The organism is Janthinobacterium sp. C22, assembly GCF_057919405.1.
This window is the reverse complement of the sequence record NZ_CP193659.1, coordinates 1,484,723-1,499,458: the sequence shown is the minus strand read 5'-3', so window position 1 is coordinate 1,499,458 and position 14,736 is coordinate 1,484,723. Positions and strand designations below refer to the sequence as shown.

The following is a 14,736-nucleotide window of genomic DNA, read 5'->3' as shown; positions in this document are numbered from 1 at the left end:
GTAAAACGAGGGTGTTGGTGACGTTGGTGGTGGTGTCGGATGACGCGGGACGCTGCCCCGCTGATCCGACCTACGCCCATACTGTTTATTGCGCAGCAGCGTTCTTGTGCAAGTGCAGCGGCAAGGCCGATTCGAAATTGAGGCGCTGGCGGTTCGCCTCGACTTGCGTCAGGGCTTCCACCTCGCGCATCGTCTGCATCGAGCGCACGGCCAGTTCGTGGTACTGGCCCGTGCCCGAGCTTTTCCATTGGATTTCATCGTCGGTCAGCGCGCGGGTCACCCTGGCGGGCGTGCCCACCACCATGCTGCGCGGCGCGACGAGCATGCCCGCCTTGACGAAACTCATGGCGGCAACGATGGATTCCTCGCCGATGACGGCGTTGTCCATCACCACGGCATTCATGCCGACGAGCGCGTTGCGGCCGATGCGGCAGCCATGCAGCACGGCGCCATGGCCGACATGGCCGTCGACTTCGACCACCGTGTCGCAACCGGGAAAACCGTGCATGACGCAGGTGTCCTGCAGGTTCGCCCCCTCTTCCAGGATCAATCGGCCGAAGTCGCCGCGGATCGAGGCCAGCGGGCCGATATAGCAGCGCGGGCCGACGATCACGTCGCCGATCAGCACGGCCGACGGGTGCACATAGGCGCTGGGGTGGACGACGGGGGTAACGCCGTTGATTTCGTAGACTTTGACCATGTTGCTCTCCAAAACATTATTGCCAGCCGTAGCGGCTGATGTCGGATTACGCGCAAGCGGCTCGGCGCCCCCGCTAATCCGACCTACGTCTTCACATACCCAGGTACGCGCTTTGTACCTGCTCGTTGTGCAGTAATTCAGGCCCGGGACCGGACAGGGTAATCGCGCCCGTCTCGATCACATAGCCCACGTCGGCGATCGACAGGGCGGCGTGCGCGTTCTGCTCGACGAGGAAGATGGTGATGCCCTGGTCGCGCAGCTCGGCCACGATACGGAAGATTTCCGCGATCAGGAGCGGCGCCAGGCCCATGCTCGGTTCATCGAGCAGCAGCAGTTGCGGGCGGCCCATCAGCGCGCGCGCCATGGCCAGCATCTGCTGCTGTCCGCCGGAGAGCGTGCCGGCCAGCAGCAGGCGCTTTTCCTTCAGGATCGGGAACAGGCCGTACATGCGCTCCATGTCGCCCGCCACGTCCTGTGCGGGGCGTGTGAAGGCGCCCAGACGCAGATTGTCTTCCACCGTCATGGGGCCGAACACTTGCCGCCCTTCCGGCACCTGGCAAATGCCGGCGCGCACACGCTTGTCGGCGCTCATGCGGCTGACGTCCTGGCCGGCGAAGGCGATGCTGCCGGCGCTGATCGGCTGCACGCCGGAAATCGCCCGCAACAGGGTCGTCTTGCCGGCGCCGTTCGCGCCCACCAGCGCCACCAGCTGGCCCTGGCGCACCTGCAGGTCGATGCCGTGCAGGGCCTGGATGCGGCCGTAATGGCTGGTCAGGCCGGCGATATCGAGCACCAGCGGTGTCTGAGGTTTTTCCATCTTCATCATGCCGCCACTCCCAGGTATGCCGCCACCACGTCGGGATTGGCGCGCACTTCGGCGGCGGTCCCTTCGGCCAGCTTCTTGCCATAGTCGAGCACCAGGATATGGTCCGACAAATTCATCACCAGTTTCATGTCATGCTCGACCAGCACCACCGTCACGCCCGATTGCGCCACCTTGCGGATCAGGGCTTCGATCTCGCCCGTCTCCGTGTGGTTCAGGCCCGCCGCCGGTTCATCGAGCAGCAGCACCTTCGGCTTGGCCGCCAGCGCGCGGGCGATTTCCAGGCGCTTCAAGGCGCCATACGACATCTGCCCCGCCTCGTCACCGATATGCCGGCCCACGCCGACGAATTCCATCAGGCCCGCCGCCTCGTCGCGGCAGGCCGCATCGGCGCGGCGCACGGACGGCAAACGCAGCATGGAAGCGAACAGGTTCTGGTTCAGGCGCAGGTGCGCGCCCACCATCACATTGTCGATGGCCGTCATGTTCATGCACACCTGCAGGTTCTGGAAGGTGCGGCTCATGCCGCGCCGCGCCAATGCATCGGGCGACATGGCGGCCACGTTCTCGCCATTGAGCAGGATCTCGCCCTTGGTCGGCGTGTAGACACCGGTGATCAGGTTGAACAGGGTCGTCTTGCCGGCGCCGTTCGGCCCGATCACGGAGTGGATATTGCCCTCCTTGACCGTAAAGCTTACGTCCTGCACCGCGTGCACGCCGCCGAAACTCTTGCTCAGGTTGTTAATCGTCAGCATCTCACACCTCCCGTGCAGATTGAGGCGGTGCTTTCGGCGTAGCAGAACGCTTGCGCGAACGGCTGGCCAGGCTGGGCACCAGGCCCTTGGGCATGAAGATCATGGTGGCCATCAGGATCACGCCGAACACCACCGTTTCCCAGCCTTCAAAACTGGACAGCAATTGCGGCAGGATCGTCAGCAGCGCCGCGCCGATGATGGAACCGAAGATCGAGGCCATGCCGCCCACCACCACCATCGTCACCAGCTCGATCGAGTGGAAGAAACCGGCCAGGTTGGGCGTGATGAAACCGATGTAATGGGCGCTGATGCTGCCCGCGATGCTGGCAATCACCGCCGACAGCACGAACACGCGCACCTTGAAGCGTGTCGTATCGACGCCGACCACGCGGGCCGCCACTTCCGAACCGTGGATGGCCTGCAGCGCGCGGCCGACGGGCGAATCGATCAGGTTCAGGGCCAGCCACGTCACCAGCAACAGCAGCACGGCGCACACCAGGTACCACGATTTTTCACCGGCGATTTCCAGGCCGCCCAAGGTGAAGGCGGACACGCCGATGCCGTCCGGGCCGCCCGTCCATTGCGTCTCGTTGTTGATGACGATGGAAATGATGATGCCCAGTCCCAGGGTCGCCATGGCCAGGGTATGGCCCTTGAGTTTCAACACGGGACGCGCCAGCAGCAGCGCCAGCAGACCCGTGGCGACGGCGCCGGCGGCCAAGGCGGCCAGCGGCGGCCAGCCGTAGTGCGTGGTCAGCACGGCCGAGGCATACGCGCCCAGGCCGTAGAAACCCGCGTGGCCGAGACTGATCTGGCCCGTATAGCCCATCAAGAGGTTCAGGCCGATGACGACGATGGCGTTCAGCGCGATGCGGATCGCCACGTCATAGTAGAACGCATTGCTGAGGAACAGCGGCAGGATGGCCAGCACCAGCGCCAGCAAGAGCAGGCCGCCATGGCGCGAGCGGGTGAGGAAATTCTTCATACACGCTCCGAATTTTTAGCGCCAAACAAGCCTTGCGGCAGGAAGAACAGGATCAATAAGATCAGCACGAACGGCACCGCGTCCTTGTAGGCCGACGAGATATAGCCGGCCGTCATGGCTTCGGCGATGCCGAGGATCAGGCCGCCGGCAATCGCGCCCGCGCCGCCGCCCAGGCCACCCAATACGGCGGCGACAAAGCCTTTCAGGCCCAGCATGATGCCCGCGTCATACGAGGTATACGTGATCGGTGCGACGAGGATGCCGCCCGCCGCGCCCAGCAGGGCTGACAGGCCGAACGAGAACAGCAGCACCTTGCGCGTGTTGATGCCCACCAGTTGCGCGGCCAGCTTGTTGTGCGAGGTAGCCAGCATGGCCTTGCCCATCAGCGTGCGGCCGAAGAACCAGCCCAGCACCAGCACGATGACGACGGTCACGCCCAGCACCCACAGGCTTTGCGGCAGCAGGCTGGCGCCCAGAAATTCGATCGGCGCGTCGCCGGAAAAGGCCGGCAGCGAGTGCGTATCCTTGCCCAGCCAGATTTGCACGAGGCCGCGCAGCACCAGCGAGGCGCCGATGGTGATGATCAAGAGGGTGATGACCTGCGCGTTCTGCGCCGGCTCGATCACGGTTTTTTCCATCAGCAGGCCAACGATGCCGGTGGCGATGACGGCCAGGATGATGGCCAGCGGCAGCGGCACGCCGGCGGCCGACATCACGGCGGCCAGCATCCCGCCCAGCATGATGAATTCGCCCTGGGCGAAATTGATCACGCCGCTGGTGTTGTAGATGATGGTAAAGCCCAGCGCCGCCAGCGCGTAGGCGGAACCGACCGTCATCCCGGAATACAGAAATTGTAGAAATTGAGCGACTTCCATGGTGTCTCCATTATGTTCGGCTGTGCGCGGGCCGCCTTCGAGGGCGGCCACGCGCAGGTACTTCTGGCTTACTTTATTTCGAACATTACTTCGACAATTGCCATTCGCCGTTCTTCACTTGCACCATGCGGAAAGCCGACAGGTCCAGGCCCATGTGGTCCTTGGCCGACATGTTGAACACGCCGGTGGTGCCGACAAAACCCTTCGTCTGTTCCAGCGCCGTGCGCACTTTTTCGCGGTCCGTGCCGCCGGCGCGCTTGATGGCGTCCACCGACAGGTTCAGGGCATCGAGCGCATAGCCGCCAAAGGTCGATGGATCGATCTTGTAGCGCTCTTTATACGTCTTGTCGTAGCCGACGACGATGGCCTTCTGCGCGTCGCTGTCGGGCAGCATGGCGCCGATCAGGAGGGCCGGCGTTGGCAGACGCACGCCTTCGGCAGCCTTGCCCGACAGCTTCAGGTATTCGTCCGACGCCACGCCATGCGACTGGTACAACGGCAGCGCGGCCATGCCCAGCTGGCCGTAGTTCTTGGTCACCACGGCCGGGCCCTGGCCCAGGCCAAAGACGAATACGGCTTGCACCCCGGCCGTGTTCTTGATGCGCGTGAGCTGCGCCGTGATGTCCGTATCTTTCGGGCCGTAGGTTTCGTCGGCCACCAGCGTGATGCCGTATTTCGAGGCGACGATCTGCGATTCCTTGCGGCCCGAGGCGCCGAAGCCGCTCGTTTCCGACAGCAGGCCCACCTTGCTGATGCCGCGCTTCTTCATGTCCTCGAACACCTTCTCGGCCGCCATGCGGTCCGTATGCGGCGTCTTGAAGACCCACTTCTTGACCGGATCGATGATCACCACGGCGCCCGCCAGCGAAATGAACGGCATGCCGGCGCGCTCCACCAGCGGCGCCATCGCCATCGTCGCGCCGGTGGTGGTGCCGCCGATCAGCACGTCGACCTTGTCCGACTCGATCAGGCGCTTGGTAAAACCGTTGGCCTTGGCCGCGTCGCTGCCATCGTCGTAGTGCACCAGTTCCAGCTTGCGTCCCAGCACGCCGCCTGCCGCATTGATTTTCTCGATATACAGCTGCAGGGTTTTCAGTTCAGGATCGCCCAGGAAGGCGGCCGGTCCCGTAACGGACAGCACGGAACCGATCTTGATGTTGTCGGCCGCGTACGCACCCGCGGCAGTCATGGCCAGCACGCCGGCGATCAGGGTTTTCTTGAAGATATTGGCAATCATTGTGGTCTCCACCAGGTTGGCACTACGGTCAATTAATATTGGCGCTTTTTTGCAAGCCTGCGCCTTTTTTGTTTTTCTACTTTTTTATACGCGTTCAATCACCACGGCAATACCCTGCCCCACGCCGATGCACATGGTGCACAGCGCATAGCGCCCGCCCGTGCGTTCCAGCTGGTTCAGCGCGGCCATCACCAGGCGCGCGCCCGATGCCCCCAGCGGATGGCCGATGGCAATCGCCCCGCCATTCGGGTTCACGTGGGCCGCATCGTCGGCCAGGCCCAGGTCGCGCGTGACGGCCAGCGCCTGCGCCGCAAACGCTTCATTGAGTTCGATGACATCCATCTGTTCGATGCTCAATCCCGTCTGCGCCAGCACCTTGCGCGACGCCGGCGAGGGGCCAAAGCCCATGATGCGCGGCGCCAGGCCGGCCGTGGCCATGCCCAGCACTTTTGCGCGCGGCGTCAGCTTGTATTTATCCACGGCGGCGGCGGACGCCAGCAAAATCGCGCAGGCGCCATCGTTCAAGCCCGAGGCATTGCCGGCCGTGACCGTGCCGTCCGCTTTCACCACGCCTTTCAGTTTCGCCAGCATTTCCAGCGAGGTGTCCGGACGCGGATGCTCATCCATCGTCACCATCTTCGGCTCGCCCTTCTTTTGCGGCACGGCGACGGGCACGATTTCGCGCTCGAACACGCCGGCCGCGTTGGCGGCGGCCCAGCGCTGCTGGCTGCGCAAGGCCAGCGCGTCCTGGTCGGCGCGGCTGACGCCAAATTCCACGGCCACGTTTTCCGCCGTTTCCGGCATGGTGTCGATGCCGTACTGCGCCTTCATCTTGCCGTTGACGAAGCGCCAGCCCAGGGTCGTATCCTCGATTTTCGCCGCGCGCGAAAAGGCGCTGTCGGCCTTGCCCATCACGAACGGTGCGCGCGTCATGCTTTCCACGCCGCCGGCGATGATCAGTTCCGCCTCGCCCGCCTTGATCGAGCGGGCAGCCATGCCGACGGCGTCCAGGCTGGAGCCGCACAGGCGGTTGATGGTATTGGCCGGGACTGCCGCCGGCAAGCCGGCCAGCAGCGCGGCCATGCGGCCCACGTTGCGGTTGTCTTCGCCCGCCTGGTTGGCGCAGCCATAGAACACGTCGTCGATGGCGGACCAGTCGACGGACGGGTTGCGGGCGATCAGCGCGGCGATCGGCAGCGCGCCCAGGTCGTCGGCGCGCACGCTGGACAGCGCGCCGCCATAACGGCCAAAGGGGTGCGCACGGCGTCACAGATAAAGGCTTCGTTCATGTTTGTTTCCTTGTTCGGGCTATCAGGAGAAAATCTTCGGGCGCTGGTCGACCACGCGGCGGGCCTTGCCCGTCAGCGTGCGTTCGATGCCGGCGGCGGCCACCAGGCGCACGCGCGTGCTCACGCCCACGTGCGTCTTGATGCGGTGTTCCAGCTCGCGCGCCAGGGCGTCCGTTTCGCTGGCCGAGATGGTGGCCGTCAGGTCGATGCGCAGCTCGGCGATGACTTCGAGCTTGTCGAGGTGGCCGTCGCGCGTGACCACCAGCTGGTATTGCGGCGCCAGCTTCGGCATTTTCAAAATCAATTCTTCGATCTGCGTGGGGAAGACGTTCACGCCGCGGATGATCAGCATGTCGTCCGAGCGGCCCGTGATCTTGCCGATGCGGCGCATCGCCCGCGAGGTCGGCGGCAGCAAGCGGGTCAGGTCGCGCGTGCGGTAGCGGATGATGGGCAGCGCCTCTTTCGACAAGGAGGTAAAGACCAGCTCGCCCTCTTCGCCGTCCGGCAGCACTTCGCCCGTTTCCGGATCGATGATCTCCGGATAAAAATGGTCTTCCCAGATAACGGGGCCGTCCTTGCTCTCGATGCATTCGGACGCCACGCCAGGGCCCATCACTTCGGACAGACCGTAGATGTCGACGGCGTCGATACCCGCGCGCGCCTCGATTTCCGAACGCATGGCGTCCGTCCACGGCTCGGCGCCGAAGATGCCCACCTTCAGCGACGATTCGGCCGGGTCCAGGCCCTGGCGCGTGAATTCCTCGATGATGTTGAGCATGTACGACGGCGTGACCATGATGATGGACGGCTTGAAATCCTGGATCAGCTGCACCTGCTTTTCCGTCTGGCCGCCGGACATGGGGATGACCGTGCAGCCCAGGCGCTCGGCGCCGTAGTGCGCGCCCAGGCCGCCCGTGAACAGGCCGTAGCCGTAGGAGATATGCACCATGTCGCCCGCGCGTCCGCCGCCGGCACGGATCGAGCGCGCCACCACGTTGGCCCAGGTATCGATGTCGTTCTGCGTGTAGCCGACCACCGTGGCCTTGCCCGTGGTGCCGCTCGATGCGTGGATGCGCACCACCTGCTCGCGCGGCACGGCGAACAGGCCGAACGGGTAATTATCGCGCAAGACTTTTTTGTCGGTGAACGGGAATTTGGCCAGGTCGGCCAGGGACTTCAGGTCGTCCGGATGCACGCCCGCTGCGTCAAAAGCGGCGCGGTAATGGGGCACGTTGTCATACGCGTGCTTGAGCGTCCATTTCATGCGTTCGAGCTGCAGCGCCTGCAGTTCATCCTTGCTGGCGCGCTCGATCGGCTCGAGGTCATTCGGGGCGGGAATTCGTTGGACCATCATTGTCTCCTAATCGGTTCTTTTACTATGAAATGCTGCAACGGCAGTTCAAGCCTGCTCTTGTACCTTCAATCACTAATGACTTCGCCCGCCACGCGGATCGACTTGCCGCGGAAGAGCGCGATGGCGCGGCCTTCCTGGTTGCTGACCTTGACGTCGTAGACGCCGCTCTTGCCGGCCAGCGCCTGCTCGACGGCGTGCGCCGTCAGCACGTCGCCCTCGCGGCCCGGCGCCAGGTAATCGATAGTGCAGCCGGCGCCCACGGTGTTCATGTTGTAGCTGTTGCAGGCAAAGGCGAAGGCGCTGTCGGCCAGGGCGAAGATAAAGCCGCCATGGCAGGTCTGGTGGCCGTTGAGCATGTCGGCGCGCACCGTCATCGTCATGCGCGCATGGCCGGGACCCACGTCGGCCAGGGCGATGCCCATGGCGGCGGTGGCGTTATCGCGCGACAGCATGGAGGCGGCGGCCGCTTCAGCCAAGGCCTGGGCAGCGTGAAATTGGTCTTCCTTATGCATGAAACGGTACTCCATTGGCGAGTTTGCGGCGCAGCAGCGGCGAGACCCGGTAGCGGTCCTCGCCATAGCCTTGCGCCAGGTGGTGCAGCACGGTCACGATCTGTTGAACGCCCACCGCATCGGCCCAGGCCAGCGGTCCGCGCGGGTAATTGACGCCCTTCTGCATGGCGATATCGACGGCGTCCGCCGTGCACACGCCCTGGTTGACGGCGTCGGCCGCTTCGTTGGCCAGCATGGCGACGGTGCGCATGACGGCCAGGCCAGGCACGTCGTCCAGACGCGTGACGATGAAACCGGCCGCCTGGAACAGGCCGACGACGGCCGCGTAGGCGTCGTCGCTGCACTGGTCGGCACGGGCCACGGCGATGCGCTTTGCACTGGCGTAATCGAGCGCCAGGTCGAACAGCACCGTGTCCGGATGCTGGTTGTCGTGCGCGCGCTGGGTGGCGCTGCGCCCATCGGTCAGATAGATCGCGGCGCCATGGCAATGCAGGGCGGGCGCTTCGTCATGCACCTGGCCTTCCTGCGTCACGCGGCGGCTGACGGTGACGCCCGCCTGCTCCAGCCGCTGCACCAGGCTGCGGATGATGCCGCTGTGGCCACGGCCATCGCCGCCGATGGCGGCCGACAGGGCGACGAATTCCGGGGTCGCTTGCGCGCCTTCCGCCTGCGCGACAGGGGCGCTGGCGCCTTCGCCATAAAGGTAGAAGCCGCGGCCCGATTTGCGGCCCAGGAAACCGGCGTTGACCATCTCCTGCTGCAGCACGGACGGCGTGAAGCGCGGGTCGTTGAAGTAGGCGCCGAACACGGACTGGGTGACGGAGAAATTCACGTCATGGCCGATCAGGTCCATCAATTCGAATGGGCCCATGCGGAAGCCGCCCGCTTCACGCAGCACGGCATCGATGGTGGCGGGGTCGCCCGCCTGCTCGTTCAACAGGCGCCAGCCTTCCGCATAGAACGGACGGGCGACGCGGTTGACGATGAAGCCCGGTGTCGATTTAGCATGCACGGGCTTCTTGCCCCAGGCAATCGAGGTGTCGTAGACGGTGGCGGCGACCTGCTCGCTGGTGGCCAGGCCACTGATCACTTCGACCAGCGCCATCAGGGGCACGGGATTAAAGAAGTGCATGCCGACCAGGCGTTCCGGCCGGCGCAGCTTGGCGGCAATGGCCGTGACGGAGATCGACGAGGTATTCGTCGCCAGGATGCAGTCGTCGCTGACTAACGCTTCGAGTTCGGCGAACAGGCCGCGCTTGACGTCGAGGTTTTCCACGATGGCTTCCACCACCAGGACAGCATCGCTCACATCAGCCAGGCTGCCGGCCGCCTGCAGGCGCGCCGTGGCGGCGGCCGCTTCGTCAACGCTCATGCGGCCCTTCTCGGCCAGCTTCGCATACATCTTGCCGATGTCGGCCAGCGCCTTGCTCACCGCTTCCGCGCGCGTGTCGTACAGCTTGACGCGGTAGCCGGCGGCAGCGGCCACCTGCGCGATGCCGGCGCCCATGGCGCCGCTGCCGATAACGGCGACGATACTGTTGTTGTCCAAAGCTGCCATATCAGTGTCCCTTGAATTGCGGTGCGCGCTTTTCCATGAAGGCGGCGACGCCTTCGCGGTAATCGTCGCTGTTACCGAGATCGCTCATCATGCGCGCTTCCAGCGCCAGCTGCTGCGGCAGGGTATTGGCGCCACTGAGAGCCAGCGCCTGCTTGGTATACGCCAGGCCCTTGGTCGGCGCCGTGGAAAAGTGCACGGCCAGCTTGCGCGTTTCCTGCGCCAGTTCGGCGTCATCCACGCATTTCCAGATCAAACCCCAGTCCTCGGCCTTTTCCGCCGTCAGTTTTTCGCCGAGCATGGCCAGGCCCATGGCGCGCGCCGAACCGATCAGCCGTGGCAGGAAGAAGGTGCCGCCCGTGTCCGGGATCAGGCCCAGCTTGCAGAACACTTCGACGAAACTGGCCGACTTGCCGGCGATGACGATGTCGCAGGCCAGCGCCAGGTTGGCGCCCGCGCCGGCGGCCACGCCGTTGACGGCGCAGATCACGGGCATCGGCAAGGCTTTCAAGGCCAGCACCAGCGGCGCATAGTTCTTTTCCACCGATTCGCCCAGGTCCACGCCCTTCGAGCCCGGCTCCACGGCGCGGTCGGACAGATCCTGGCCGGCGCAAAAGCCGCGCCCCGCGCCCGTCAGCACGAAGACGCGCACGGTGCTGTCGGCGTTCACTTGCGCAATCGCGTCACGCACTTCCTCGTGCATGGCCTGGGTAAAGCTATTGAGCTTGTCGGGACGGTTCAGGGTGAGCGTGGCGATGCCCTGCTCGATGGTGAAGAGGATGTTTTGGTAGGTCATGGCGTGTCTCGTATACGTTTATTTTTAACCCGGGGACAAGTAAGGTCGGTTCCTGCGGAATCGTCATTCGCCCCACTGGGCCGAATTACCCTTAAGGTCCGACCCCAGATGTTGTTTGGGGTTTGCGACTATTCAGCTTGGTCGAAATCGACCACCACCTTGTCGGTCAATGGAAAACTCTGGCAGCTGAGGACGAAGCCGCGCGCCACTTCGTAGTCTTCCAGCGCGTAGTTGACGTCCATCTCGACCTTGCCGTCGAGGATCTTGCAGCGGCAGGTCGAGCATACGCCGCCCTTGCACGAGTAGCGCATGTCCAGCCCATGGCGCAGGCCCGCGTCGAGGATGGATTCCTTGTCCTTGTCCATCGTGAAGGTGGTGTGGTTGCCATCCATGACGACGGTCACTTCCGTTTCCTGCACCGTATCCGCGGCCAGCTGGGCGCGCGGCTTGTGGGCGTTTTTCGGGATGCTGGCGGCGAACAGCTCGATCTTGATGTTCTGCTTGGGCATGCCGGCCGCCTGCAGGGCAGCGGACACGCCGAGCATCATGTCTTCCGGGCCGCAAATAAACGCGTTGTCGTAGTCTTCGACCTTGATCCAGTGCTGCAGGAACTGCTCGCATTTTTCCTGCGTGATGCGGCCATTGAACAGTTCGATGTCCTGCTGCTCGCGGCTCATCACGTAGACGAGGTTCAAACGCTCCAGGTACACATCCTTCAAGTCCGTCAATTCTTCCTTGAAGATGACGGAGGACGAGGCGCGGTTGCCGTAGAACAGGGTGAAGCGGCTCAATGGTTCCGTCAGCAGGGTCGTCTTGATGATGGAAAGGATGGGCGTGATGCCGCTGCCGGCCGCAAACGCCAGGTAGTGCTTGCGGTTGACGCAGTCGAGCGGCACGTTGAAGTGGCCCATGGGCGGCATCACGTCGATGGTGGCGCCGGCTTTCAGGGTGTCGTTCGCCCAGGTGGAAAAGGCGCCGCCTGGCGTGCGCTTGATGGCCACGCGCAGCGTGCCGTCCTGCACCGCCGAACAGATGGAATACGAGCGGCGCACGTCTTCCGCATTGATGTTGGCACGCAGGGTCAGGTGCTGGCCCTGCTGGAAGCGGAACTGCTGCTGCAGCTCGGCGGGCACATCGAACGTGACGGCGATGGTGTCGCGCGTTTCGTTGCGCACGTTCGCTACGCACAGCGGATAAAATTTACTCATGCTTCATCTCCAGTTTCTTCGGAACGTGTACCTGATTTTTTTAGTGGCACTTGAAGTAGTCAAACGGTTCGCGGCAAGCCAGGCATTTGTACAGGGCCTTGCACGGCGTGGAGCCGAACTGGCTGGTCAGCTGCGTATGCGTGGAACCGCAGTTCGGGCAGATCACCTCCAGCTTGGGGCCAGCCTGGCGCTTGACGCCACCTTTCAAACCACTGATGTCGATCACCTGCTGCTGCGGCGGCGCGATGCCATAGCCTTTCAGCTTGGCCTTGCCCGCCTCGCTCATCCAGTCCGTGGTCCACGCAGGCGCCAGCTGGTTCACCAGGGTCACCCTGGCCACGCCATGGCTGCGCAAGGCATCGGTGACGGCGTCGGCGATCACCTGCATCGCCGGGCAGCCCGAATATGTGGGCGTGATCGTCACGATGCACGCATCGCCATCCGTGACTTCGACGGCGCGCACGATGCCCAGGTCCACCACCGAGATGACGGGGATTTCCGGGTCCGGCACGTCACCCAGCCAGGCCCAGACCTGGGCCGCGTCCAGTGATGCGCCGGCGGCGTGCATTACCACTCCGCCCCGGGATAGGCGCGCTGCAGGAACTGCATCTCGGCCAGGATAAAACCCAGGTGCTCCGTGTGCGTGCCCTGCTTGCCGCCCTTTTGCATCCACGCGTCGGGTGCCGGCATGACAAGCGTCGCTTCGGCGAAGATCTCGGCCACGTGCTCGAGGAACGCCCGGCGCAGCACGTCCGATGGCGGCGCGATGCCGGCGGCGACCATGGCCTGGTCGACGGCGTCGTACTTGAACATCTCGCCCGTGTACATCCACAGCTTGTCGGCGGCCACCTGCGTTTTTGCATGGCTGTCCGCCGTGCCGTCGCCGAGGCGCACGATCAGGTCGCCGCTGCGGCGCAGGTGATACGTCACTTCCTTGATCGACTTCTGCGCCACCTCGACGATGCGCGCGTCCGTCGATTTCGTCAGTTCCAGCAACTGGAAGTAATGCCAGCTGTCGAAGAAGAACTGGCGCATCATGGTGTCGGCGTAATTGCCGTTCGGCTGTTCGACCAGCAGGCAGTTCTTGAAATCGTGGGCGTCGCGCAGGAAGGCGATATCGTCCTCGTCGCGGCCCGCGTTTTCCAGTTCGGCCGCATAGCTGAACCACAAACGCGTCTGGCCCAGCAAGTCCAACGACACGTTGGTCAGCGCCATGTCTTCTTCCAGCGCCGGGCCCTTGCCGCACAGCTGCGACAGCTGCTGGCTGAGGATCAGGGCATTGTCGCCCAGGCGCAGGAGGTAATTGACCTTGTCATCCATTGCAGGCGCTCCCATCACAGGTTCTTGACTTCTTCCGGCATCGGGAAGAAGGTGGGATGGCGGTACACCTTGCTGTTCGACGGTTCGAACAGGGCGCCCTTGTCGCCGGGGCTGCTGGCGACGATATCGGCCGCGCGCACCACCCAGATGCTCACGCCTTCATTGCGGCGCGTGTAGACGTCGCGCGCATGGTTGACCGCCATGGTGGCGTCGGAAGCGTGCAGGCTGCCCACATGCTTGTGCGCCAGGCCGTGCTGGCTGCGGATGAAAACTTCCCACAAAGGCCATTCTTTGCTCATGTTGCTATCCCCTATCTGTCTTATGTAATTACGCTGCCGCTTTGTTGGCGGCTTGCTTGTCTGCATACGCGAGCAAGGCATCGCGGAACCATGCGCCGTCTTCATACGCTTTCACGCGCGTTTGCAAACGCTCGCGGTTGCACGGGCCATTGCCCTTCAAGACATTGTTGAACTCGGACCAGTCGATCTCGCCGAATTCATAATGGCCCGTCTCCGCGTTGAACTTCAGGTCGGGATCGGGCACGGTCAAACCCAGGTATTCGATTTGCGGCACGGTCTGGTCGACCATGCGCTGGCGCAATTCATCGTTCGAGAACAGCTTGATGCGCCATTGCGCCGACTGGGCGCTGTTGACGGAGGCGGCGTCGGACGGGCCGAACATCATCAACGATGGCCACCACCAGCGGTTCAAGGCATCTTGGGCCATGGCTTTCTGTTCGGGCGTGCCCTTGCACAGCGACATCATGATGTCGTAGCCCTGGCGCGCATGGAACGATTCTTCCTTGCAGACGCGGATCATGGCGCGCGCATACGGACCGTAGGAGCAGCGGCACAGGGGAATCTGGTTGATGATGGCGGAGCCGTCGACCAGCCAGCCGATGGCGCCCATGTCGGCCCACGACAGGGTGGGATAGTTAAAGATGCTGGAATATTTGGCTTTGCCCGAGTGCAAGGCGGCCAGCAAATCGTCGCGCGAGACGCCCAGGGTTTCCGCGGCGCTGTACAGGTACAGACCGTGGCCCGCTTCGTCCTGGATCTTCGCCAGCAGGATCGATTTGCGTTTCAGGGTCGGCGCGCGCGTAACCCAGTTACCTTCGGGCAATTGGCCGACGATTTCCGAGTGGGCGTGCTGCGAAATCTGGCGGATCAGGGTCTTGCGGTAGGCGTCCGGCATCCAGTCCTTGGCCTCGATCTTGATGCCTTCGTCGATGCGCGCCTGGAAAGCGCGCTCTTCCTGGCCCATGTCGTCGATGGAGCGGACGTTCTTGAGGCCGGTTTCAACCATTTGTGCGTACATGATGTGTCTC

At 63.8% G+C, this 14,736-nt stretch carries 15 protein-coding genes and 1 pseudogene; all 16 read right to left on the bottom strand.

The features are described 5' to 3' along the window. Positions 1 to 85: 85 nt before the first annotated feature. Positions 86 to 700 carry a phenylacetic acid degradation protein PaaY gene (gene paaY / locus ACRHIG_RS06920; RefSeq protein WP_475416549.1) on the bottom strand — a complete coding sequence of 205 codons (615 nt, stop codon included), beginning with the start codon at positions 698 to 700 and terminating at the stop codon, positions 86 to 88. 91 nt (positions 701 to 791) lie between these two features. Continuing rightward, positions 792 to 1,523 carry an ABC transporter ATP-binding protein gene (locus ACRHIG_RS06915; RefSeq protein WP_070291038.1) on the bottom strand — a complete coding sequence of 244 codons (732 nt, stop codon included), beginning with the start codon at positions 1,521 to 1,523 and terminating at the stop codon, positions 792 to 794. Further along, a complete protein-coding gene (locus tag ACRHIG_RS06910; RefSeq protein ID WP_070224251.1) occupies positions 1,523 to 2,278 on the bottom strand; it encodes an ABC transporter ATP-binding protein in 756 nt (251 codons plus the stop codon). Before ACRHIG_RS06910 ends, ACRHIG_RS06915 begins: the two co-directional genes overlap by 1 nt. A 1-nt stretch (position 2,279) precedes the next feature. After that, the gene (locus ACRHIG_RS06905) at positions 2,280 to 3,263 is read right to left on the bottom strand and encodes a branched-chain amino acid ABC transporter permease (RefSeq protein WP_489629740.1); all 984 of its coding nucleotides are present in this window, start codon (positions 3,261 to 3,263) and stop codon (positions 2,280 to 2,282) included. Further along, entirely contained in the window at positions 3,260 to 4,138 is an 879-nt protein-coding gene (locus ACRHIG_RS06900; RefSeq protein ID WP_034780386.1) for a branched-chain amino acid ABC transporter permease, read from the bottom strand. The genes ACRHIG_RS06905 and ACRHIG_RS06900 overlap by 4 nt, the downstream gene beginning before the upstream one ends. 85 nt (positions 4,139 to 4,223) lie before the next feature. After that, positions 4,224 to 5,375, bottom strand: coding sequence for an ABC transporter substrate-binding protein (locus ACRHIG_RS06895; RefSeq protein ID WP_475416551.1), 1,152 nt, complete (start codon positions 5,373 to 5,375; stop codon positions 4,224 to 4,226). Positions 5,376 to 5,459: 84 nt separating this feature from the next. Continuing rightward, positions 5,460 to 6,664: pseudogene (gene pcaF / locus ACRHIG_RS06890) on the bottom strand (3-oxoadipyl-CoA thiolase). 22 nt (positions 6,665 to 6,686) lie between these two features. Next, positions 6,687 to 8,015, bottom strand: a complete 1,329-nt coding sequence (paaK, locus tag ACRHIG_RS06885; protein ID WP_475416601.1) for a phenylacetate--CoA ligase PaaK — start codon at positions 8,013 to 8,015, stop codon at positions 6,687 to 6,689. A 68-nt stretch (positions 8,016 to 8,083) separates the two neighbouring features. Then, positions 8,084 to 8,530 carry a hydroxyphenylacetyl-CoA thioesterase PaaI gene (gene paaI, locus ACRHIG_RS06880; RefSeq protein ID WP_489629739.1) on the bottom strand — a complete coding sequence of 149 codons (447 nt, stop codon included), beginning with the start codon at positions 8,528 to 8,530 and terminating at the stop codon, positions 8,084 to 8,086. After that, positions 8,523 to 10,088 (bottom strand): 3-hydroxyacyl-CoA dehydrogenase PaaH, encoded by a 1,566-nt coding sequence (gene paaH / locus ACRHIG_RS06875; RefSeq protein WP_489629738.1) that lies wholly within the window; start codon positions 10,086 to 10,088, stop codon positions 8,523 to 8,525. Before paaH ends, paaI begins: the two co-directional genes overlap by 8 nt. Before the next feature lies 1 nt (position 10,089). Then, entirely contained in the window at positions 10,090 to 10,881 is a 792-nt protein-coding gene (gene paaG / locus ACRHIG_RS06870; RefSeq protein ID WP_475416555.1) for a 2-(1,2-epoxy-1,2-dihydrophenyl)acetyl-CoA isomerase PaaG, read from the bottom strand. Between the two features lie 128 nt (positions 10,882 to 11,009). After that, positions 11,010 to 12,089, bottom strand: a complete 1,080-nt coding sequence (gene paaE / locus ACRHIG_RS06865) for a 1,2-phenylacetyl-CoA epoxidase subunit PaaE (protein WP_489629737.1) — start codon at positions 12,087 to 12,089, stop codon at positions 11,010 to 11,012. 40 nt (positions 12,090 to 12,129) lie between these two features. Beyond that, positions 12,130 to 12,657, bottom strand: a complete 528-nt coding sequence (paaD, locus tag ACRHIG_RS06860; protein ID WP_489629736.1) for a 1,2-phenylacetyl-CoA epoxidase subunit PaaD — start codon at positions 12,655 to 12,657, stop codon at positions 12,130 to 12,132. Continuing rightward, positions 12,657 to 13,409 (bottom strand): 1,2-phenylacetyl-CoA epoxidase subunit PaaC, encoded by a 753-nt coding sequence (paaC, locus tag ACRHIG_RS06855; RefSeq protein ID WP_475416602.1) that lies wholly within the window; start codon positions 13,407 to 13,409, stop codon positions 12,657 to 12,659. The genes paaD and paaC overlap by 1 nt, the downstream gene beginning before the upstream one ends. A gap of 14 nt (positions 13,410 to 13,423) precedes the next feature. Beyond that, positions 13,424 to 13,708, bottom strand: coding sequence for a 1,2-phenylacetyl-CoA epoxidase subunit PaaB (gene paaB / locus ACRHIG_RS06850; RefSeq protein ID WP_034746356.1), 285 nt, complete (start codon positions 13,706 to 13,708; stop codon positions 13,424 to 13,426). 28 nt (positions 13,709 to 13,736) lie between these two features. After that, a complete protein-coding gene (gene paaA / locus ACRHIG_RS06845; protein WP_219132666.1) occupies positions 13,737 to 14,726 on the bottom strand; it encodes a 1,2-phenylacetyl-CoA epoxidase subunit PaaA in 990 nt (329 codons plus the stop codon). Between the last annotated feature and the right edge of the window lie 10 nt (positions 14,727 to 14,736).

Excerpts from the sequence above, each read along its gene's own strand:
- paaY (WP_475416549.1), bottom strand. The coding sequence starts at position 700 with ATGGTCAAAGTCTACGAAATCAACGGCGTTACCCCCGTCGTCCACCCC.
- ACRHIG_RS06915 (WP_070291038.1), bottom strand. The coding sequence starts at position 1,523 with ATGAAGATGGAAAAACCTCAGACACCGCTGGTGCTCGATATCGCCGGC.
- ACRHIG_RS06910 (WP_070224251.1), bottom strand. The coding sequence starts at position 2,278 with ATGCTGACGATTAACAACCTGAGCAAGAGTTTCGGCGGCGTGCACGCG.
- ACRHIG_RS06905 (WP_489629740.1), bottom strand. The coding sequence starts at position 3,263 with ATGAAGAATTTCCTCACCCGCTCGCGCCATGGCGGCCTGCTCTTGCTG.
- ACRHIG_RS06900 (WP_034780386.1), bottom strand. The coding sequence starts at position 4,138 with ATGGAAGTCGCTCAATTTCTACAATTTCTGTATTCCGGGATGACGGTC.
- ACRHIG_RS06895 (WP_475416551.1), bottom strand. The coding sequence starts at position 5,375 with ATGATTGCCAATATCTTCAAGAAAACCCTGATCGCCGGCGTGCTGGCC.
- paaK (WP_475416601.1), bottom strand. The coding sequence starts at position 8,015 with ATGGTCCAACGAATTCCCGCCCCGAATGACCTCGAGCCGATCGAGCGC.
- paaI (WP_489629739.1), bottom strand. The coding sequence starts at position 8,530 with ATGCATAAGGAAGACCAATTTCACGCTGCCCAGGCCTTGGCTGAAGCG.
- paaH (WP_489629738.1), bottom strand. The coding sequence starts at position 10,088 with ATGGCAGCTTTGGACAACAACAGTATCGTCGCCGTTATCGGCAGCGGC.
- paaG (WP_475416555.1), bottom strand. The coding sequence starts at position 10,881 with ATGACCTACCAAAACATCCTCTTCACCATCGAGCAGGGCATCGCCACG.
- paaE (WP_489629737.1), bottom strand. The coding sequence starts at position 12,089 with ATGAGTAAATTTTATCCGCTGTGCGTAGCGAACGTGCGCAACGAAACG.
- paaD (WP_489629736.1), bottom strand. The coding sequence starts at position 12,657 with ATGCACGCCGCCGGCGCATCACTGGACGCGGCCCAGGTCTGGGCCTGG.
- paaC (WP_475416602.1), bottom strand. The coding sequence starts at position 13,409 with ATGGATGACAAGGTCAATTACCTCCTGCGCCTGGGCGACAATGCCCTG.
- paaB (WP_034746356.1), bottom strand. The coding sequence starts at position 13,708 with ATGAGCAAAGAATGGCCTTTGTGGGAAGTTTTCATCCGCAGCCAGCAC.
- paaA (WP_219132666.1), bottom strand. The coding sequence starts at position 14,726 with ATGTACGCACAAATGGTTGAAACCGGCCTCAAGAACGTCCGCTCCATC.